20 protein-coding genes are annotated in these 20,119 nt (G+C 57.9%); 14 read left to right on the forward strand and 6 right to left on the reverse strand.

The window, feature by feature from the left end; genetic code table 11:
* Genes kdpC through kdpF form a run of 4 tightly spaced genes read right to left on the reverse strand, consistent with a single transcriptional unit; the run spans position 1 to position 4,421 of the window.
* Positions 1–573: a potassium-transporting ATPase subunit KdpC gene (gene kdpC, locus ABLV07_RS22190; RefSeq protein ID WP_032411860.1), complete on the reverse strand. Its 573-nt coding sequence runs from the start codon at positions 571–573 to the stop codon at positions 1–3.
* 10 nt (positions 574–583) lie between these two features.
* Positions 584–2,632 carry a potassium-transporting ATPase subunit KdpB gene (gene kdpB / locus ABLV07_RS22195; protein ID WP_042893278.1) on the reverse strand — a complete coding sequence of 683 codons (2,049 nt, stop codon included), beginning with the start codon at positions 2,630–2,632 and terminating at the stop codon, positions 584–586.
* Between the two features lie 20 nt (positions 2,633–2,652).
* Positions 2,653–4,332: a potassium-transporting ATPase subunit KdpA gene (gene kdpA / locus ABLV07_RS22200; protein WP_042893276.1), complete on the reverse strand. Its 1,680-nt coding sequence runs from the start codon at positions 4,330–4,332 to the stop codon at positions 2,653–2,655.
* The gene (gene kdpF, locus ABLV07_RS22205) at positions 4,332–4,421 is read right to left on the reverse strand and encodes a K(+)-transporting ATPase subunit F (RefSeq protein WP_020079348.1); all 90 of its coding nucleotides are present in this window, start codon (positions 4,419–4,421) and stop codon (positions 4,332–4,334) included. Before kdpF ends, kdpA begins: the two co-directional genes overlap by 1 nt.
* Positions 4,422–4,734: 313 nt before the next feature.
* Between kdpF and ABLV07_RS22210 the strand changes: the two genes are divergently transcribed.
* Entirely contained in the window at positions 4,735–4,941 is a 207-nt protein-coding gene (locus ABLV07_RS22210; RefSeq protein ID WP_015367687.1) for a DUF2517 family protein, read from the forward strand.
* Positions 4,942–5,120: 179 nt separating this feature from the next.
* On the forward strand, positions 5,121–6,530 hold the full coding sequence (gene phrB / locus ABLV07_RS22215; RefSeq protein WP_020079347.1) for a deoxyribodipyrimidine photo-lyase: 1,410 nt from the start codon (positions 5,121–5,123) through the stop codon (positions 6,528–6,530).
* A gap of 3 nt (positions 6,531–6,533) precedes the next feature.
* Here phrB and ABLV07_RS22220 read toward each other — a convergent pair whose 3' ends face one another.
* Positions 6,534–8,012: an MFS transporter gene (locus ABLV07_RS22220; RefSeq protein ID WP_015367685.1), complete on the reverse strand. Its 1,479-nt coding sequence runs from the start codon at positions 8,010–8,012 to the stop codon at positions 6,534–6,536.
* Between the two features lie 268 nt (positions 8,013–8,280).
* Here ABLV07_RS22220 and ybgI point away from each other — a divergent pair, with 268 nt between their 5' ends.
* The 8 genes from ybgI to nei all read left to right on the forward strand — a co-directional run bounded on the left by ybgI (position 8,281) and on the right by nei (position 14,606).
* Entirely contained in the window at positions 8,281–9,024 is a 744-nt protein-coding gene (gene ybgI / locus ABLV07_RS22225; protein ID WP_015367684.1) for a radiation resistance protein YbgI, read from the forward strand.
* Positions 9,025–9,038: 14 nt separating this feature from the next.
* Positions 9,039–9,695 (forward strand): 5-oxoprolinase subunit PxpB, encoded by a 657-nt coding sequence (gene pxpB / locus ABLV07_RS22230; RefSeq protein WP_015704760.1) that lies wholly within the window; start codon positions 9,039–9,041, stop codon positions 9,693–9,695.
* Positions 9,689–10,621, forward strand: coding sequence for a 5-oxoprolinase subunit PxpC (gene pxpC / locus ABLV07_RS22235; protein ID WP_015704761.1), 933 nt, complete (start codon positions 9,689–9,691; stop codon positions 10,619–10,621). Before pxpB ends, pxpC begins: the two co-directional genes overlap by 7 nt.
* Positions 10,611–11,354, forward strand: a complete 744-nt coding sequence (gene pxpA / locus ABLV07_RS22240; RefSeq protein WP_045362033.1) for a 5-oxoprolinase subunit PxpA — start codon at positions 10,611–10,613, stop codon at positions 11,352–11,354. The genes pxpC and pxpA overlap by 11 nt, the downstream gene beginning before the upstream one ends.
* 73 nt (positions 11,355–11,427) lie before the next feature.
* Positions 11,428–12,153 (forward strand): DUF969 domain-containing protein, encoded by a 726-nt coding sequence (locus ABLV07_RS22245; RefSeq protein ID WP_015704763.1) that lies wholly within the window; start codon positions 11,428–11,430, stop codon positions 12,151–12,153.
* The gene (locus ABLV07_RS22250; protein WP_020079343.1) at positions 12,150–13,145 is read left to right on the forward strand and encodes a DUF979 domain-containing protein; all 996 of its coding nucleotides are present in this window, start codon (positions 12,150–12,152) and stop codon (positions 13,143–13,145) included. Before ABLV07_RS22245 ends, ABLV07_RS22250 begins: the two co-directional genes overlap by 4 nt.
* Positions 13,146–13,154: 9 nt before the next feature.
* Positions 13,155–13,799 carry a pyroglutamyl-peptidase I gene (pcp, locus tag ABLV07_RS22255; RefSeq protein WP_020079342.1) on the forward strand — a complete coding sequence of 215 codons (645 nt, stop codon included), beginning with the start codon at positions 13,155–13,157 and terminating at the stop codon, positions 13,797–13,799.
* Positions 13,800–13,814: 15 nt separating this feature from the next.
* Positions 13,815–14,606 carry an endonuclease VIII gene (gene nei, locus ABLV07_RS22260; protein ID WP_020079341.1) on the forward strand — a complete coding sequence of 264 codons (792 nt, stop codon included), beginning with the start codon at positions 13,815–13,817 and terminating at the stop codon, positions 14,604–14,606.
* Positions 14,607–14,702: 96 nt separating this feature from the next.
* On the opposite strand, the gene gltA is transcribed toward nei, so the two are convergent.
* Complete coding sequence (gene gltA / locus ABLV07_RS22265; RefSeq protein WP_015367676.1) at positions 14,703–15,986, reverse strand: citrate synthase; 1,284 nt, start codon at positions 15,984–15,986, stop codon at positions 14,703–14,705.
* A gap of 639 nt (positions 15,987–16,625) precedes the next feature.
* Between gltA and sdhC the strand changes: the two genes are divergently transcribed.
* The 4 genes from sdhC to sdhB are packed head-to-tail and all read left to right on the forward strand — an operon-like array spanning position 16,626 to position 19,869.
* Complete coding sequence (gene sdhC, locus ABLV07_RS22270; protein ID WP_020079340.1) at positions 16,626–17,030, forward strand: succinate dehydrogenase cytochrome b556 subunit; 405 nt, start codon at positions 16,626–16,628, stop codon at positions 17,028–17,030.
* Complete coding sequence (gene sdhD, locus ABLV07_RS22275; RefSeq protein ID WP_015367674.1) at positions 17,024–17,371, forward strand: succinate dehydrogenase membrane anchor subunit; 348 nt, start codon at positions 17,024–17,026, stop codon at positions 17,369–17,371. The genes sdhC and sdhD overlap by 7 nt, the downstream gene beginning before the upstream one ends.
* Positions 17,371–19,137, forward strand: coding sequence for a succinate dehydrogenase flavoprotein subunit (sdhA, locus tag ABLV07_RS22280; RefSeq protein WP_032707635.1), 1,767 nt, complete (start codon positions 17,371–17,373; stop codon positions 19,135–19,137). The genes sdhD and sdhA overlap by 1 nt, the downstream gene beginning before the upstream one ends.
* Before the next feature lie 15 nt (positions 19,138–19,152).
* Positions 19,153–19,869: a succinate dehydrogenase iron-sulfur subunit SdhB gene (gene sdhB, locus ABLV07_RS22285; RefSeq protein WP_008805686.1), complete on the forward strand. Its 717-nt coding sequence runs from the start codon at positions 19,153–19,155 to the stop codon at positions 19,867–19,869.
* Positions 19,870–20,119 lie beyond the last annotated feature (250 nt).

The raw sequence follows: 20,119 nt of genomic DNA on the forward strand, positions 1-20,119 counted from the left end.
TTAATCCTTCAGGGCATCCAGCGCCATATTCAGTTGCAGTATATTTACCACAGGTTGACCGAGAAAACTGAGCAACGGTTTTTGCGTCGCCTGATCCACTAACTGTTTCACCTGCGCATCGCTAAGATTGCGCGCTTTGGCGACGCGCGGTACCTGCCACAGAACCGCGGCAGGGGTCAGGTTGTTATCCAGCCCGCTGGCCGACGCGGTAACCAGCTCGACCGGCACCGTCGAATTCGCTTGCGGGTTAGCGGCGCGTAACGCCTCTACCCGCTCGCTAATCGCTTTATCCAGCGCCGGATTGCTGACCGCCAGGTTACTGCCGCCAGAGGCCAGCGGATTATCCGCCACCTCTGCCGTTGCGGAAGGGCGTCCATGGAAATAACCGGCGGCGGTAAAGTTCTGCCCGATCAGAGCGGAGCCGCGCACCTCGCCCTCGATCTGGATCAGCGAGCCGTTAGCCTGCTGCGGGAACCACCACTGCCCTAAGGCGGTAGTCAGCAACGGATACAGGCCGCCAGTGAGCAGGGTTAACAGAATAAATAGCACAAGTGCCGGACGAATTAATGACATGGTAGTTTCCTCACACCAGACCCGTCAGGGTCAGCAACAGGTCGATAGCTTTAATACCGACAAACGGCACAATCAGCCCGCCGAGGCCGTAAACCCACAGGTTGCGGCGCAGCATCGCCGATGCCGACAGCGGACGATAGCTCACGCCCTTCAGCGCTAAAGGGATCAGGCAGACGATAATCAGGGCGTTGAAAATAACCGCGCTCATGATCGCCGAAGAGGGCGAGTGCAGATGCATCACGTTCAGCATCGCCAGCTGCGGATAGGCGGCGGCGAAGGCGGCCGGAATAATCGCGAAATACTTGGCGACGTCGTTGGCGATACTGAATGTGGTTAACGACCCACGGGTCATCAGCATCTGTTTACCGATATGCACCACTTCAATCAGCTTGGTCGGGTTCGAGTCGAGATCCACCATATTGCCCGCCTCTTTTGCTGCCTGGGTGCCGGAGTTCATCGCGACCGCCACATCAGCCTGCGCCAGCGCCGGGGCGTCGTTGGTACCGTCACCGGTCATCGCCACCAGCCGTCCTTCCGACTGATACTGGCGAATCAGCGCCAGCTTGGCTTCCGGTGTCGCTTCGGCAAGAAAATCATCAACCCCCGCTTCGGCGGCGATGGCGGCGGCGGTCAGACGGTTATCACCGGTGATCATCACCGTCTTAATGCCCATTTTGCGCAGCTGGGCGAAACGCTCTTTAATGCCGCCTTTGACGATATCTTTGAGTGAAATAATGCCCAGCACGCGTTCGCCTTCCGCCACCACCAGCGGCGTGGCCCCCTGGCGGGCGACCTCTTCTACCTGCTTATCCACATCGGCCGGGAAGTGGCCGCCGTTAGCTTCGATATGGCGGCGAATCGCGTCCACCGACCCTTTGCGGATCATGCGTTGGTCGATGTTGATACCGCTCATACGGGTCTGGGCGGTAAAGGGGACAAATGTGGCGTGCAGCGACTGCAGGTCGCGTTCGCGCAGATTAAAGCGCTGTTTCGCCAGCACCACGATGCTGCGGCCTTCCGGCGTTTCATCCGCCAGCGACGATAGCTGTGCGGCATCGGCCAGCACGCGCTCTTCGACGCCGCGCGCCGGCAGGAAAGCCGAGGCCTGACGGTTGCCGAGGGTGATGGTGCCGGTTTTATCCAGCAACAGTACGTCGACATCGCCGGCGGCTTCCACCGCGCGGCCGCTGGTGGCGATAACGTTGGCGCCGAGCATCCGGCTCATCCCGGCGACGCCGATAGCGGAGAGCAGGCCGCCGATGGTGGTCGGGATCAGACACACCAGCAGCGCGACCAGCACGGTAACGCTAACCGCATTACCGCTCCACGCCGAGAATGGCCAGATGGTGGCGGTGGCCAGCAGGAACACCAGCGTCAGGGCGATCAGCAGGATCGTCAGTGCGATTTCGTTTGGGGTCTTACGGCGCTGCGCGCCTTCAACCATGGCGATCATCCGGTCGAGGAAGGTTTCGCCAGGGTTGACGCTGCAGCGGATCACCAGCCAGTCAGAGAGGAGCCGGGTGCCGCCGGTGACCGAGGCGAAATCGCCGCCGGACTCGCGGATCACCGGCGCGGATTCCCCGGTGATGGCGCTTTCATCTACCGAAGCGCCGCCTTCGATCACTTCGCCGTCGCAGGGGATAATGTCGCCAGCTTCGACCAGCACGATATCGCCTTTGCGTAACTCTTCCGCCGGGACGTGATCCATCGGAGCATCGTGCTGCGGCGCGCGCAGCTTACGGGCGAAAGCGGTTTTCTTCACCCCTTTCAGGCTGTTGGCCTGCGCTTTACTACGGCCTTCGGCCATGGCTTCGGCGAAGTTGGCGAACAGCACGGTAAACCATAACCACAGGCTGACGGCGGCGGTAAAGCCGGCGTGACCCGTGAGATACCCCCCGGCCATGGCCATCGCCAGCAGGGTGGTCAGCACGCTGCCAATCCAGACGATAAACATCACCGGGTTACGCCACTGCACCGAGGGGCTGAGTTTTTTCACCGCATCCAGCAGCGCCTGACGCACTAGCGTCGGCTCCAGCAGGGCTAATTGTTTGCGACTCATAACAGGCTGCTCCGCATCGCTTAAAGTAAAGAGAAGTGTTCCGCCACCGGGCCGAGCGCCAGTGCGGGGATAAAGGTCAGGGCGCCGACCAGCAGGACGGTGCCGATAAGCAGGCCGATAAACAGCGCGTCGTGGGTGGCGAGCGTGCCGGAGCTGGCGGGCTGAATTTTCTTATTCACCAGCGACCCGGCAATCGCCATCACCGGGACGATCACCCCGAAGCGGCCCACCAGCATGCAGAACGCCAGCAGCAGGTTCCAGAATGTCGTGCCGGCGCTTAAGCCGCCGAAGGCGCTGCCGTTGTTGTTGGCCGCCGAGGTGACGGCGTACAACACTTCGCTAAAGCCGTGCGGCCCAGGATTCAACATGGCGCTGCGTCCGGCTTCGGTCATCATCGCCAGCGCGGTGCCGAGCAGTACCAGCGTCGGGGTCACCAGAATCGCCAGCGCGATCATTTTCATTTCGCGCACGTCGATTTTCTTGCCGAGATATTCCGGCGTGCGGCCAATCATCAACCCGGCGATAAATACCGCCAGCATGACGAACAGCAGCATGCCGTATAGCCCGGAGCCTACGCCGCCGAAGACCACCTCGCCAATCTGCATCAACCACATCGGCACCATACCGCCCAGCGCGGTGAAGGAATCATGCATCGCGTTGACCGCGCCGCAGGAGGCCGCAGTAGTGACCACCGCAAACAGGCTGCTGGCGAGAATGCCAAAGCGGCTCTCTTTCCCTTCCATATTCAGGCTGCTGTCGGCGCCAAGGCTGAGCAGATGCGGATTTCCGCGGGTTTCCGCCCACATCACCACCGCCACGCAGACCACGAAAATCAGCGCCATCGCCCACAGGATGGCGCGTCCCTGACGGCGATCGCCGACCGCTTCGCCAAAGGCAAAACACAGCGCCGCCGGGATCAGGAAGATCGCCAGCATCTGCACCAGGTTGGTTAACGCCGTCGGGTTCTCAAACGGATGCGATGAGTTGGCATTAAAGAAACCGCCGCCGTTGGTACCGAGCATTTTGATCGCTTCCTGCGAGGCGACCGGCCCCATCGGTAGCCATTGGCGAACGCCTTCCAGGCTGGTGAACGGCTGATAAGCCTGCAGGTTCTGCGGCACGCCCTGTTGCACAAAGAACAGCGCAATCAGCAGAGAGATTGGCAGTAGCAGCCACAGTGTAATGCGGGTCAGGTCGACCCAGGCGTTGCCGAGGGTGCTGACTTTCTGTCGCGCCCAGGCGCGGGTCAGCACGAAGATCACCGCAATACCGGTCGCGGCCGACAGGAAGTTTTGCACCGCCAGGCCCACCATCTGGCTGAGATAGCTCATGGTGGTTTCCCCGGCGTAGGCCTGCCAGTTGGTGTTGCTGACGAAGCTTACCGCGGTATTCAACGCTAAATCCCATGACAGGCTGGGGAAGTGCTGCGGATTGAACGGCAGCCACCCCTGACACATCAGCAGCGCCATCAGCGCCGCGAGACCAATGGCGTTAAACAGCACAATGGCGATCAGGTACTGCCGCCAGTCCATCTCCTGGCGGCGAATCCCCGCCAGCCGCCAGATACCGCGCTCAACGCCGGCAAGCCCCGGGAGCGGAACGTCGTTTATCATTCGCGCCAGCAGCGAACCGAGTGGCCGCGCCAGCACCAGCAGTACCAGCAGGAAGCTGGCGATAAGTAAGAACCCTTGCGCGGCCATCAGAATGCCTCCGCATGTATCAGGGCATAGACCAGATACGCCAGCAGCAGGAACACCAGCGTTACGCCGGCAATGATGCCTGTAGTCACTTTCCACCTCCGGGTGTGTCTCTTATTGATATACCGAGAGGGTAGGAATTTCGGCGCAAAGATTTCGCAAAAATCGCCGCGGGCGGTGTAAAAAAAGTATAAAAATGGCTAAAGGCACAATTTAACTAATGGTTAGTATTAATTTAACTTTTTTGTAACTCAGTTACGCCGTGAATGTAAATTAAGTATAAATAAGTGCTTTTTAGTGGTCGGATGAGTAGTAAAATTACAACCAGCGCGGTACTATTTGTGCAGACAAACATTGTGACATTTACCGGCGTTGCTTGCCGGCCTGACAAAGGGGAGAGAAATTATGGCGTTGTACAAAGCTTATCCTGCTCACATTATCCTGATGCGTCGCGCTTTCGCCGTCGTGGCCGGGGTCGCTGCGCTGCCGGTAATGCTGTTCTGGAAAGATCGCGCCCGTTATTACAGCTGGCTGCATCGGGTATGGGCGAAAACCAGCGAACAGCCGGTATGGATGGCGCAGGCGGAAAAAGCCGCGCATGACTTCTACTAAATCCGCGCTGCTGCGACGAATATCAAAACCGCCGGTTGACGACCGGCGGTTTTTTTTCGTCTGCTGTCTACACTTAGCTTTCACGCGCCGTGGCAGAATTGGCAGGTGCGTATTTTACCGCAGCGCGCTATTTTGCCGGCCTGAGTGCTGAGTTTTGCTTACGGAGAGTGAGGAGTTTTATGGCCACCCATTTGGTCTGGTTTCGCATGGATTTACGCCTTAACGATAATCTGGCGCTGGCCGCCGCCTGCCGCGACCCGCAGGCGCAGGTGCTGGCGCTGTATATCGCCACGCCAGAGCAGTGGCGCCAACATGATATGGCGCCGCGCCAGGCGGCCTTTATCGCCAGCCATTTACGCAGCCTGCACGCGGCATTAGCGGAACGCGGTATTCCGCTGCTGGTAGAAGAAGCGGGCGATTTCGCCGCCAGCATCGAGCTGCTGACGCGCTTCTGTAAACAGCACCAGGTTAGCCATCTATTTTATAACTATCAGTATGAGTTTAATGAGCGCCGGCGCGACGCCGGTGTTGAGAAAAGCCTGACAGAAGTTACCTGTCAGGGGTTTGACGACAGCGTGCTGTTGCCGCCGGGCAGCGTGATGACCGGCAACCGCGAGATGTATAAAGTCTTTACGCCGTTTAAAAATGCCTTTATCCGCCGCCTGCGTGAAGGGCTGCCGGAGTGCGTGGCGGCGCCTAAACCACGCGCGTCAGCCGCCCGTCAGGCGCCGCCGCTGCCTGAGATCAACTATCCGCAAACGGCATTTGACACCGAGCTGTTCGCGGCGGATGAAAAAACAGCGCTGGCTCGATTGCGCGCGTTTTGCCAGCAGCCGGCGGCGGATTACGATCAGCAGCGCGATTTCCCGGCAATAGAAGGAACCAGCCGACTGTCGCCGTGTCTGGCGGTAGGCGTACTGTCGCCGCGCCAGTGCCTGCATCGCTTGTTACGGGAGCAGCCCGGCGCGCTGGATGGCGAAGCGGGCGCAAGCTGGCTGAACGAGCTTATCTGGCGCGAGTTCTATCGTCATCTGATGGTTTACTACCCGAAACTGTGTAAAGGCCGGCCCTTTGTCGCCTGGACCGACAAGGTCGCCTGGCGCAGCAATGAGGATGAACTGCGGGCCTGGCAACAGGGGCAAACCGGTTTCCCCATCGTCGATGCCGCCATGCGGCAGCTTAACGCCACCGGCTGGATGCACAACCGCCTGCGGATGATTGTCGCCAGCTTCCTGGCGAAAGACCTGCGCCTCGACTGGCGGCAAGGCGAGCGCTATTTCATGAGCCAACTGATAGACGGCGATTTGGCGGCCAACAACGGCGGCTGGCAGTGGGCGGCCGCGACCGGTACCGATGCAGCTCCTTATTTTCGTATTTTCAATCCGACGACCCAGGGCGAGAAATTTGATAAGCAGGGCGAGTTTATTCGCCGCTGGCTGCCGGAACTGGCGGAAGTGCCAGAGAAAGCGCTGCATCAGCCGTGGCTGTGGGCGGATAAACAGGGGGTAACGCTGAGGTATCCGCGCCCGCTGGTTGACCATAAGCAGGCGCGGCTGGAGACGCTGGCGGCCTGGGAAGCCGCCAGATAGTTTCTACTCTACCGCCAGTTGGCGGGTTTTGACCTTCACGGAGTGATACAGCCAGATGACCAGCACCAGGCCGACGCAGGCCAGCGCGCCCCAGGTGATCTGGCTGAAGACGTCGATGTAGGCTTCAATCGAATAGTTAACCGCGCCCGCGGCATCAAACGACGCCTGCGACGTCTGGTCGGCGATGACGCCGGCCAGATAGTTGGCGATCGCCCCGGAAAGCAGCATATAGATACCGGTCAGCACCCCGGTGACGCCGGGGATTTCGATCCGGGTGATTTGCGACATCGCCACCGGGTCGATAAACAGTTCGGCGAAGCCCATCACCGCCAGCCCCAGTACCATCAGCGGCATGGAGGAGTGGCCATAAGCGGCCGACCAGCGGGCGCTTAAAGTCAGAATGCAGAACCCGGCGCTCATTAGCCCCAGACCGAGGGCGAATTTCCCCCAGATACGCACGGTGCGGTTGCCCTTGATGTTCTCTTTGACCAGCCATGCCAGCACCATACCGCAGAGCATTACCGCGAAGGCGTTAACCGACTGGAACATCGCGGTTGGTACTTCATAGCTCATGACGTGGCGGTTCACGAAACGGTCGATATACAGGCTGATGGAGCTGCCGCCCTGCTGGGCAAAGGCCCAGAACAGCAGGCTAAAACCGGTGAGGACGATAATCAGACGCAGCTCTTTACGCTGTTTGTCGTTCTCCGCGCGCAGGTAAATACGCGCCAGTACCGCCAGGCCAATCACCGTCGCGACGATCAGCGCATACACCGACCACTCCTGCCAGAACAGCACGGTAATCAACAGCGGCGTCGCCACCAGCAATACCAGCAGCCAGCCCCAGTTCGGCAGGAGGAAGGTCCGCGCGCACAGCGCCTCGCGGTTAACGCCGGTGGTATGGCGGAAGTGGCGACCGCCGCAGAGGAAGATCACCAGACCGGCAATCATACCGACTGCCGCCAGCGCAAAGCCCATCGCCCAGCTGTACTCTTCCTGCACGTAGCCGCAGGCGATAGGCGCGATGATCGAACCAATATTTCCCGCGGCGTACATCAGCGAGAAGCCGCCATCGCGGCGCGGATCGGTCGGCTCATACAGTTCGCCAAGCAGGCAGCTGACGTTGGATTTAAACAGCCCGTAACCGCAAACGATAATCGCCAGCGATAAATAGAGGAAGGTGGGGGCGATTTCGCTGGCGCCGAGCACCAGGTGACCGATAGCCATGAGTAGCGCCCCGAGCATCACCGCCATGCGGTTGCCGAGCAGTTTGTCGGCGAGGAAGCCGCCGAGAATAGGGGTGACATAGACCAGGGAGCAGTAGGCGCTAAACAGGGTATAAGCGTGGTTATCGTCGTACTTGAGCTGGTTGGTGAGGTACAGGATTAACAGCGCCCGCATGCCGTAAAAACTGAAGTATTCCCAAATTTGCAGCGCAACGACGTAATAAATCGCCCGTGGCTGTGAAGTTTGTCTGTTCATGTAACGTTCATTTCCTGGCCGTAAAACGAAAGTCGATCTTTCTGCATGAATAGCGTTTGTTTGGTGTTATTCATGGCCTAAATGGCTTTCTGGTTATTTAATATGCTTTATAAGTGCATAAATATACACTAATGCGCGGTGAGGGGAAGAGGCAATTTGGGCGATTATGCGAATGGCTGAAATAGACCCTTTGGCGTCGCTATCGACGACTCGGGCGGATGTGGTTATGTTATAGGTTTGTACAAACTGATTTTCTGATGGAGCGGCAATGAAAAATAGCGAACTGGAACAATTAATTAACGAAAAACTGAATAGCGCGGCCATCAGTGATTACGCCCCGAATGGCCTGCAGGTCGAAGGGCGGGAGTCGGTGCGGAAAATCGTTACCGGCGTGACCGCCAGCCAGGCGCTGCTCGATGAAGCCGTGCGTCTGCAGGCGGATGCGGTGATTGTGCATCACGGCTACTTCTGGAAAGGCGAGTCGCCGGTGATCCGCGGCATGAAGCGCAATCGGCTGAAAACGTTGCTGGCCAACGATATCAACCTTTATGGCTGGCATTTACCGCTGGATGCGCATCCGGAACTGGGCAATAACGCCCAACTGGCGCAACTGCTGGGGATCAACGTAATGGGGGAAATCGAACCATTGGTGCCGTGGGGCGAGCTGTCTATGCCGGTATCCGGGCTGGAACTGGCCTCGTGGATTGAAGCGCGATTGGGACGTAAACCGCTGTGGTGCGGCGATACCGGGCCGGACAAAGTCGCCCGCGTCGCCTGGTGTACCGGCGGCGGCCAGAGCTTTATCGATAGCGCGGCCCGCTTTGGCGTCGATGCCTTTATTACCGGCGAAGTGTCTGAGCAGACCATCCATTCCGCCCGTGAGCAAGGGTTGCATTTTTATGCCGCTGGCCATCATGCCACCGAGCGTGGCGGTATTCGCGCCCTGAGCGAGTGGTTGACGGAAAATACCGACCTGGACGTCACCTTTATTGATATCCCTAACCCGGCCTGATGAGAGAGAAAAAAGTGCAGCGAGCGCGTTGTTATCTATTAGGTGAAACGGCGGTGGTCCTGGAGCTTGAGCCTCCGGTGACCCTGGAGAGCCAAAAACGTATCTGGGGCCTGACGCAGCGGTTAACCGACCACGAAGAAGTGGTTGAAGTGATACCGGGGATGAACAACATCACCGTTGTACTGCGCCGCCCGCAGGAGATGGCGTGGGAGGCGATTGACAAGCTGCAACGCTGGTGGGAAGAGAGCGAAGCGCTGGAGCCGGAATCCCGTGAGATAAGTATCCCGGTTATCTATGGCGGCGAGGCGGGGCCAGACCTTGGCGACGTCGCGCGCCATTGCGGATTGAGCGAAAAGCAGGTGGTCGAACTGCACTCTTCGGTGGAGTACATGGTGTGGTTTCTGGGTTTCCAGCCGGGGTTTCCGTACTTTGGCGGCCTGCCGGAGCAGCTGGCGATGCCGCGTCGCGCCGAGCCGCGCGTACTGGTACCGGCGGGATCGGTTGGTATCGGCGGATCGCAAACCGGTATTTATCCGCTGGCGACGCCGGGCGGCTGGCAGCTGCTGGGGCGCACGCCGCTGGCATTATTCGATCCAAAGCGTGAAGAGCCGGTGCTGCTGCGTTCTGGCGATCGCGTGCGCTTTGTGCCGCAGAAGGAGGGGGTATGTTGAAATTTATCCGCGCCGGCATGTACACCTCGGTACAGGATGGCGGCCGGGAAGGCCAGCGCCAGTGGGGAATTAGCCGCTGCGGCGCGCTGGATAAACCGGCGATGACCATTGCCAATCTGCTGGTGGGCAATGCGCCGGAGACGGCGGCGCTGGAAATTACGCTGGGTCAGGTCGATGTACAGTTTACCCGTCATTGCTGGTTCGCGTTGACCGGCGCCGCCTGCGAAGCGACGCTCGACGGCGCGCCGGTCTGGCTGGGTTGGCGAATGGAAGCGAAGGCAGGACAGCGGCTGGTGCTAAAAAATCCTCAGCATGGGATCCGCAGCTACCTGGCGGTGGCGGGAGGTATCGACGTTCCTGAAGTTTTAGGTTCCCGCTCTACCGATCTGAAAGTCGGTATCGGCGGAATCGAAGGGCGCCGGTTGCAGGATGGCGATCAATTGAAGATTGGGAAATCCTCCCGCCGCTTTAGCGCTTCGCGCGGCGTTAAACAGCTGCCGATAGGCAATATTATTCGCGCGCTGCCGGGGCCGGAGTATCACGAATTCGATAGCGTGTCGCAGGAGTCTTTCTGGCGCTCGCCGTGGAAGCTGAGCCCGCAGAGCAACCGTATGGGCTACCGCCTGCAGGGTCAGCCGCTCAAGCGCACAACCGACCGGGAAATGCTCTCCCATGGCCTGCTGCCCGGCGTGGTACAGGTACCGCATAACGGCCAGCCGATTGTGTTAATGAACGATGCGCAGACCACTGGCGGCTATCCGCGTATAGCGTGCATTATTGAAGCTGATATGTACCAACTGGCGCAAATTCCGCTGGGTCAGCCGATCCATTTCGTCCCCTGTTCGCTGGAAGATGCGCTGAAAGCGCGCGCCGACCAGCAGCGTTACCTTGAACAACTGGCCTGGAGATTAAGCGATGAAAATTGATTTAAATGCCGACCTCGGCGAAGGCTGCGCCAGCGATAGCGCGCTGCTGCAGCTGGTCTCTTCCGCCAATATCGCCTGCGGCTTTCACGCCGGCGATGCGCTGCTCATGCAGCAGTGCGTGCGCGAGGCGCTGAAAAATGGCGTCGCTATTGGCGCGCACCCAAGCTTCCCGGACCGGGAAAATTTCGGCCGCACCGCGATGCAGTTACCGCCAGAGACGGTCTATGCCCAGGTGCTGTATCAAATTGGCGCGCTGGCGGCAATCGTGCATGCCCAGGGCGGCGAGCTGCGGCACGTCAAACCGCATGGCATGTTGTACAACCAGGCGGCGAAAGAGCCGGCTTTGGCCGATGCCATCGCCCGTGCGGTGCGCGATGCCGACGCCGGGTTGGTGCTGGTCGGGCTGGCGGGGAGCGAGCTTATCCGCGCCGGACAGCGCTATCAGCTGACGACGCGCCAGGAAGTCTTCGCCGATCGCGGTTATCTCGCCGACGGTAGCCTGGTGCCGCGCAGCCAGCCGGGCGCGCTGATAGAGAGCGAAGAGCAGGCGCTGGCGCAAACGCTGGAAATGGTGCAGCACAATCGGGTGCGCAGCCTGAGCGGCGAATGGGCGCATGTGAAGGCGGAAACGGTCTGTCTGCATGGCGATGGTGCTCATGCGCTCGATTTCGCCCGACGCCTGCGCGCCGCGTTTGCCGGGCGCAATATTGACGTCAGCGCGGACATCGATTAATCGTCCGCCTGAGTATTTTAATAATAATTAAATCAAACAATAAACAACACTCACAACTGAACAGGACGTTATTATGCAAGAGGCGATATCCCTCTGGCCGCTGATCGGCATTGCCGTGATTGTGGTCGGTTTTGTATTACGCTTTAACCCGGTGCTGGTGGTGATAATCTCCGGGATCGTCACCGGCGTGGCGGCGCATATGCCAATAGCCACTATTCTGGAGAAACTGGGCGAGGGCTTCCTCAATACCCGTAATCTGCCGTTTATTCTGCTGCTGCCGCTGGCGGTGATCGGGCTGCTGGAACGCCATGGTCTGAAAGAGCGGGCGCAGGCGTGGATCGCGAAGATCCATAGCGCGACCGCCGGACGACTGCTGATCGTTTATCTGTTTGTGCGTGAAGCCACCGCCGCCCTGGGATTGACCAGCCTCGGCGGGCATCCGCAAATGGTGCGCCCGCTGCTGGCGCCGATGGCGGAAGGGGCGGCGGAAAAGCGCTTTGGCCCGCTGCCGGGTCATGTGCGCTACCGCCTGCGCGCGATGTCGGCGGCGACCGACAACGTTGGCCTGTTCTTCGGTGAAGATATTTTTGTCGCCTTTGGCGCGATCATCTTCATGCACAACTTTATGCTGGAGTCGGGCGGGATCCAGACCGAGCCGTTGCATATTGCCCTGTGGGGGATCCCGACGGCGATCTGCGCCTTCCTGATCCACGCCGCGCGCCTGTGGCGCCTCGATCGCCATCTCCAGCGCGAGCTGGACCGGGTTAACGCCGGGCAGGCGAAAGGCGGTGCGGCATGAACTTCCAACAAACGTATTTATATTGGCTGGCCGGCGCGGTACTGCTGGTCGTGGCTATCATGTCCTGGCGCGACAAAAGCAATCCGCGGCGCCTGACAACCGGCCTGTTCTGGGGCCTGTACGGGCTGGTGTTCTTGCTCGGCGACTGGACGTATCAACTGGTGGGCGATAAGCGTACGGTGAATATCGCCGTCGGCGGGGTGGTGGTGGTACTGGCGCTGATCGCTGGCTTTGGCGGTGTGCGCCTCGGCAGCTACCATCAGCGTAGCCAGGAAGAGAAAACCGCCAGCGCGAAACGCCTCGGCAACAAGCTTTTCTATCCGGCGCTGGCGATTCCGGTCGTCACCGTCATTGGCGTGCTGCTGTTTAACAATCTGCCTTCATGGCAGGTGGCGCTCTTCGGGCCGGGCAATCACGCGACGCTGATTACCCTGTTCTCGATGACCGTCGGTACGCTGATTGGCCTGGCGATGGCGATTCGTATGACCCATGAAACGGTGGCGCAGCCGATGCAGGAAGCGCGCCGTTTGCTTGATTCCGTCGGCTGGGCCTTTATCCTGCCGCAGATCCTCGCGGTGCTGGGGCTGCTGTTCACCACGGCGGGTGTCGGAACCAGCATTTCGTGGCTGACCGAGCACTATCTGGCGGTAGATAACCGTTTTATCGCCGTGGCCGTGTACGCCATCGGCATGGCGGTGTTGACGATGGTGATGGGCAATGCCTTTGCCGCTTTCCCGATTGTGACAGCCGGGGTTGGCATTCCGATTTTAGTTCTGCAGCACGGCGGCAATCCGGCGGTAATGGCGGCGATTGGTATGTTTTCCGGCTACTGCGGCACGCTGATGACGCCGATGGCGGCGAACTTTAATATCGTACCGGCGGCGCTGCTGGAACTGCCGGATAAAAACGCGGTGATCAAAGCCCAGGTACCGACCGGTATCCTGCTGCTGATCGTCAACGTATTCTTACTCTATTTCCTGATGTTCCTGTAAGGAGGGATGATGGCTGGCGTATTAATTACCGGTTTTGAGCCGTTCGGCGGCGAAACGGTTAATCCTTCATGGGAAGTGGTTAAGCAGCTTGATGGCATGATTATTCGCGGGCAGCAGGTGGTGGCTAAACAGTTACCCTGCGTGTTCGGCGAGGCGCTAACGGTGCTGAACGCCGCGCTGGAAACCTATCAACCACAGCTAACGATTGCCGTCGGGCAGGCCGGAGGCCGTGTCGATATTACCGTCGAACGTGTGGCTATCAACGTCGATGATGCGCGGATCCCCGACAATAAAGGCCAGCAGCCGATCGATGAGCCGATCGTCGCTGACGGCCCCGCGGCATGCTTCAGTACGCTACCGATCAAAGCGATCGTTAGCGCGTTGCGCCAGCAGGGGATCCCGGCCTCGGTGTCGCAAACCGCGGGCACCTTCGTCTGCAATCACGTGATGTATGGTTTGCTGCATCAGCTGCAGGGAAAAAGCGGGCAGAAGGGCGGTTTTATCCATATTCCTTATCTGCCTGAACAGGCGGCGGCCCATCCGGGGCAGGCGAGTATGTCGGTCGAGACGGTACGCGCGGCGCTGGAAACGGCGATTACCGTCGCCCTTGAACAGGATGACGACGTCAAAATTGGCGGCGGCGCCACGCACTAACAGAAGGACGAAACTATGCCTGAAGGCCCGGAGATCCGCCGCGCGGCGGATACCCTGGAGGCGGCTATCAAAGGCGAACCGTTAACCGAAGCCTGGTTCGCCTTTCCACAGTTGCAACCTTATCAAACTCAGCTAATTGGTCAGCGGGTGACCCATATCGCCACCCGCGGCAAGGCCTTGTTAACCCACTTCTCCGGCGGATTGACGCTGTATAGCCATAACCAGCTGTATGGCGTCTGGCGCGTGGTGGATGCGGGCGTTGAGCCGCAATCGAAGCGCGTGCTGCGCGTCAGGTTACAGACCGCACGCAAGGCGATTTTGCTCTATAGCGCCTCCGAGATTGAGATACTGACGGCGCAACAGCTGGCCCATCATCCGTTTTTACAACGGGTCGGGCCGGATGTGCTGGATATGACGTTAACCGCCGGGCAGGTCAGAGAGCGGCTGTTATCGGCGAAATTTCGCAATCGCCAGTTTTCCGGCCTGTTGCTGGACCAGGCGTTTCTCGCCGGACTTGGTAACTATCTGCGGGTGGAGATCCTGTGGCAGGTGGGGCTGACCGGGCAGCATAGAGCCGCCGAGCTCAATGACACGCAGCTCGATGCGCTGGCGCACGCGCTGCTGGATATCCCGCGCCTTTCTTACCGCACCCGCGGGCAAGTGGATGAAAACAAACATCATGGCGCGCTATTCCGCTTTAAGGTTTTTCATCGCGAGGGTGAGGCCTGCGAACGCTGCGGCAGTATCATTGAGAAAACCATGCTGTCATCGCGACCCTTTTACTGGTGCCCTGGCTGCCAGCACTAACGCCAGTTGTTGAGTGATTCAAATTTTTTTGTACGCTTAAATAAAAAAATCGGGGAAGGTCCCCGATTTTTTTTGCTAACCCCGACAGGGTTGAAATTACTTCTTGAGATCGGACTTGAAATCGCGCTTCTGGTAGCCGGTATACAGCTGACGCGGACGGGCAATTTTCATACCGTCGCTGTGCATTTCGTTCCAGTGGGCAATCCAGCCGACGGTACGCGCCATCGCGAAGATGACGGTAAACATCGAGGATGGAATACCCATCGCTTTCAGGATGATGCCGGAGTAGAAATCGACGTTCGGATACAGTTTCTTCTCAATGAAGTACGGGTCGTTGAGCGCGATATGCTCAAGTTCCATCGCCACTTCCAGCAGATCGTCCTTGGTGCCCAGCTCTTTCAGTACTTCGTGGCAGGTTTCACGCATTACGGTGGCGCGCGGATCGTAGTTCTTGTACACGCGATGACCGAAGCCCATCAGGCGGAAAGAGTCATTCTTGTCTTTCGCGCGGCGCACGAATTCCGGAATGTGTTCAACGGAGCTGATCTCTTCCAGCATTTTCAGCGCGGCTTCGTTGGCGCCGCCGTGCGCCGGCCCCCACAGGGAGGCGATACCCGCAGCGATGCAGGCGAACGGGTTAGCGCCGGAAGAGCCAGCGGTACGCACGGTAGAGGTTGAGGCGTTCTGTTCGTGGTCAGCGTGCAGGATCAGGATACGGTCCATCGCGCGTTCCAGCACCGGGTTAACCTCATAGGTTTCGCACGGCGTGGAGAACATCATATTCAGGAAGTTACCCGCGTAGGAGAGATCGTTGCGCGGATACACGAAAGGCTGGCCGATAGAATACTTGTAACACATCGCTGCCATGGTCGGCATTTTGGACAGCAGACGATAGGCGGCGATTTCACGGTGACGTGGGTTATTTACGTCCAGGGAGTCGTGATAGAACGCCGCCAGCGCGCCGGTAATCCCGCACATCACCGCCATCGGGTGAGAGTCGCGGCGGAACGCGTGGAACAGACGGGTAATCTGCTCGTGGATCATGGTGTGGCGGGTAACGGTAGTTTTGAATTCGTCGTACTGCTGTTGAGTCGGTTTTTCGCCGTTCAACAGGATGTAGCACACTTCAAGATAATTTGACTCGGTAGCCAGCTGATCGATCGGGAAACCGCGGTGGAGCAGGATCCCTTCATCGCCGTCGATAAAAGTAATTTTAGATTCACACGAGGCTGTTGAAGTGAAACCGGGGTCGAAGGTGAAGACACCTTTTGAACCAAGACTACGAATATCAATAACATCCTGACCGAGCGTGCCTTTTAGCACATCAAGTTCAATAGCAGTGTCACCACCCAGGGTGATTTTTGCTTTAGCATCAGACATTTATGGTCTCCTTAGCGCCTTTTATTGCTTAAGACTGCCGGGTGGTGGATTTGCATTCGGCCCGAACCTGACTACGTTACCAGATTGTTATGTTGCTCACAGCTCTGTGTCGCGAAAATTGCAGGGTACAGAGCGCAGGCGCTTGATGGTACGTCTTCAGCCCGGGAGTGAAACGGCAGCAAATCAGCGTTTTAGCAGCCCGAATATTAAAACCTGTATACCACTAATAACTGTCCTGATTACATCGGTCAATACCATCACACTGTTACATAACTTATTCTCAGGTGAAAGAGTGACCCCATAACTTTTGGGCATTATTGCATTAATCTAGTAATGGTTGTAACAAGAATGTTTAATATTTGTCAAATCAGGTGATTAAAATTTAAAATAATGTTGTAATCGTGACCTTGATCACTGTTCCGGACAAAACCCGACAAACTATATGTAGGTTAATTGTAATGATTTTGTGAACGGCCTATACTGCCGCCAGGTCTCCGGAACACCCTGCAATCCCGAGCCACCCAGCGTTGTTTGGTCACGCTTTTACTCCTGGAAAGGGGTTTTAACATGACTTCTGGTTATAGAAAGGACGCTGTCTGACCCGCAAGCAGACCGGAGGAAGGAAACAATAAGAACAGCATGTGGGCGTTATTCATGGTAAGAAATGTGAAAAAACAAAGACCTGTCAATCTGGATCTACAAACGATTCGATTCCCAATCACGGCGATAGCGTCCATTCTCCATCGCGTATCCGGTGTGATCACTTTTGTGGCGGTCGGTATTCTGCTTTGGTTGCTGGGCACCAGCCTTTCCTCTCCGGAGGGCTTCCTGACGGCCGCTTCCATCATGAATAGCTTCTTCGTGAAGTTCATCATGTGGGGCATCCTCACCGCGCTGGCTTATCACGCCGTTGTCGGTATCCGCCATCTGCTGATGGACTTTGGCTATCTGGAAGAAACCCTCGAAGCAGGGACACGCTCCGCCAAAATTTCTTTTGTTATTACTGTCGTGCTTTCACTTCTCGCAGGAGTCCTCGTATGGTAAGCAACGCCTCAGCACTGGGACGCAACGGCGTACATGACTTTATTCTGGTCCGTGCTACCGCCATCGTTCTGACCCTCTACATCATCTACATGGTTGGCTTCTTCGCCACCTCCGGTGAGATCTCCTGGGAAATCTGGACCGGATTCTTCTCCTCCGCGTTCACCAAAGTCTTTACCCTGCTGGCTCTCGTTTCCATCCTGATTCACGCCTGGATCGGTATGTGGCAGGTGTTGACGGACTACGTTAAACCACTGGCCGTGCGCTTAGTTCTGCAACTGATTATCGTTGTGGCGCTGGTGGCTTACGTTCTTTATGGATTTGTTGTGGTGTGGGGTGTGTAATGAAATTGCCAGTCAGAGAATTTGATGCAGTTGTAATTGGTGCCGGCGGCGCAGGTATGCGCGCGGCGCTGCAGATTTCCCAGAGCGGACAGACCTGTGCGCTGCTCTCTAAAGTTTTCCCTACCCGTTCCCATACCGTTTCCGCGCAGGGTGGCATCACCGTCGCGCTCGGTAATACCCATGAAGATAACTGGGAATGGCACATGTATGACACCGTAAAAGGGTCGGACTATATCGGCGACCAGGACGCCATCGAATATATGTGTAAGACCGGCCCGGAAGCGATTCTTGAGCTGGAACATATGGGTCTGCCGTTCTCCCGTCTTGATGACGGCCGTATTTATCAGCGTCCGTTTGGCGGCCAGTCGAAAAACTTCGGCGGCGAGCAGGCGGCACGTACCGCGGCGGCGGCCGACCGTACCGGTCACGCGCTGCTGCACACCCTGTATCAACAGAACCTGAAAAACCACACCACTATCTTCTCCGAATGGTATGCCCTCGATCTGGTGAAAAACCAGGACGGTGCGGTGGTCGGTTGTACCGCTCTGTGCATCGAAACCGGTGAAGTCGTGTACTTCAAAGCTCGCGCTACCGTGCTGGCGACCGGCGGCGCAGGCCGTATTTATCAATCCACCACCAACGCCCACATCAACACCGGCGACGGCGTCGGTATGGCTCTGCGCGCGGGCGTTCCGGTGCAGGATATGGAAATGTGGCAGTTCCACCCGACCGGTATCGCCGGGGCGGGGGTGCTGGTCACCGAAGGTTGCCGCGGCGAAGGCGGTTACCTGCTGAACAAACACGGCGAGCGCTTTATGGAGCGTTATGCGCCGAACGCGAAAGACCTGGCGGGTCGTGACGTGGTGGCGCGTTCCATCATGATCGAAATCCGCGAAGGCCGCGGCTGCGATGGTCCGTGGGGCCCGCACGCCAAGCTGAAACTGGATCACTTGGGTAAAGAAGTGCTGGAATCCCGTCTGCCGGGCATTCTTGAACTGTCTCGTACCTTTGCCCACGTTGACCCGGTTAAAGAACCGATTCCGGTTATCCCAACCTGCCACTACATGATGGGCGGTATTCCGACCAAAGTGACCGGCCAGGCGCTGACCGTGAACGAGAAGGGCGAAGATGTGGTGATCCCGGGCCTGTTCGCCGTTGGCGAAATCGCCTGCGTATCGGTACACGGCGCCAACCGTCTGGGCGGCAACTCGCTGCTGGACCTGGTGGTCTTCGGCCGCGCGGCGGGTCTGCATCTGCAGGAATCCATCGCCGAGCAGGGCGCGCTGCGCGCTGCCAGCGAGTCCGATGTCGAAGCTTCCCTGGACCGTCTGAATCGTTGGAACAACACCCGTTCCGGCGAAGACCCGGTTGCTATCCGCAAAGCGCTGCAGGAATGTATGCAGCATAACTTCTCGGTCTTCCGTGAAGGCGACGCGATGCATAAAGGTCTGGAACAGCTGAAAGAGATCCGCGAGCGTCTGAAAAATGCGCGCCTGGACGACACTTCCAGCGAGTTCAACACCCAGCGCGTCGAGTGTCTGGAGCTGGATAACCTGATGGAAACGGCTTATTCCACGGCGGTATCCGCAAACTTCCGTACCGAAAGCCGCGGCGCGCATAGCCGCTTCGACTTCCCGGAACGTGATGATGAAAACTGGCTGTGCCATTCCCTGTATCTGCCAGAGTCGGAATCCATGACGCGTCGAGCGGTCAACATGGAACCGAAACTGCGTCCGGCATTCCCGCCGAAGATTCGTACTTATTAATGCGGAGACAGGAATATGAAACTCGAGTTTTCAATTTATCGCTATAACCCGGATGTTGACGACGCTCCGCATATGCAGGATTACACCCTCGAAGCGGAAGAAGGTCGCGACATGATGTTGCTGGATGCGCTTATCCAGCTGAAAGAAAAAGATCCGTCGCTGTCGTTCCGCCGCTCCTGCCGTGAAGGGGTGTGCGGTTCCGATGGTCTGAACATGAACGGTAAAAATGGTCTGGCGTGCATCACGCCGATCTCCGCGCTGAATCAGCCGGGTAAGAAAATTGTTATCCGTCCGCTGCCTGGATTGCCGGTTATCCGCGATTTGGTGGTAGACATGGGGCAATTCTACGCACAATATGAGAAGATCAAGCCTTACTTATTGAATAATGGGCAAAATCCTCCGGCTCGCGAGCATCTGCAGATGCCTGAGCAGCGCGAGAAACTCGATGGTCTGTACGAGTGTATTCTGTGCGCATGTTGTTCGACCTCTTGCCCGTCGTTCTGGTGGAACCCGGACAAGTTCATCGGCCCGGCAGGCCTTCTGGCCGCGTATCGCTTCCTGATCGACAGTCGCGATACCGAAACCAGCGAGCGTCTGGAAGGTCTGAGCGATGCTTTCAGCGTATTCCGCTGTCACAGCATTATGAACTGCGTCAGTGTGTGTCCTAAGGGATTGAACCCAACGCGCGCTATCGGCCATATTAAGTCGATGCTGCTGCAGCGCAGCGCGTAAGCAACACGGTCTGTCCCGGATGGCGCGTGCGCTTATCCGGGCTACCAAAGCAGTAGCCCCGGCAAGCCTGAGCGCCGCCGGGGATATAGCAGGAAATCTTTAAAAACCGCCACAAGATGTACCAGTAATGTGTAGGCCTGATAAGCGAAGCGCCATCAGGCAATAGAGATAGCAGGAAACCTCTAAAAACTGCCCCTGATAGTTAGACAGTTTTTAAAGGTTCCTTAGCGGATAGAAACCACAACTCGTC

Source organism: Klebsiella sp. CN_Kp097, from assembly GCF_040064495.1.
In the GTDB taxonomy this organism is placed as follows: Bacteria; Pseudomonadota; Gammaproteobacteria; order Enterobacterales; family Enterobacteriaceae; genus Klebsiella; species Klebsiella aerogenes.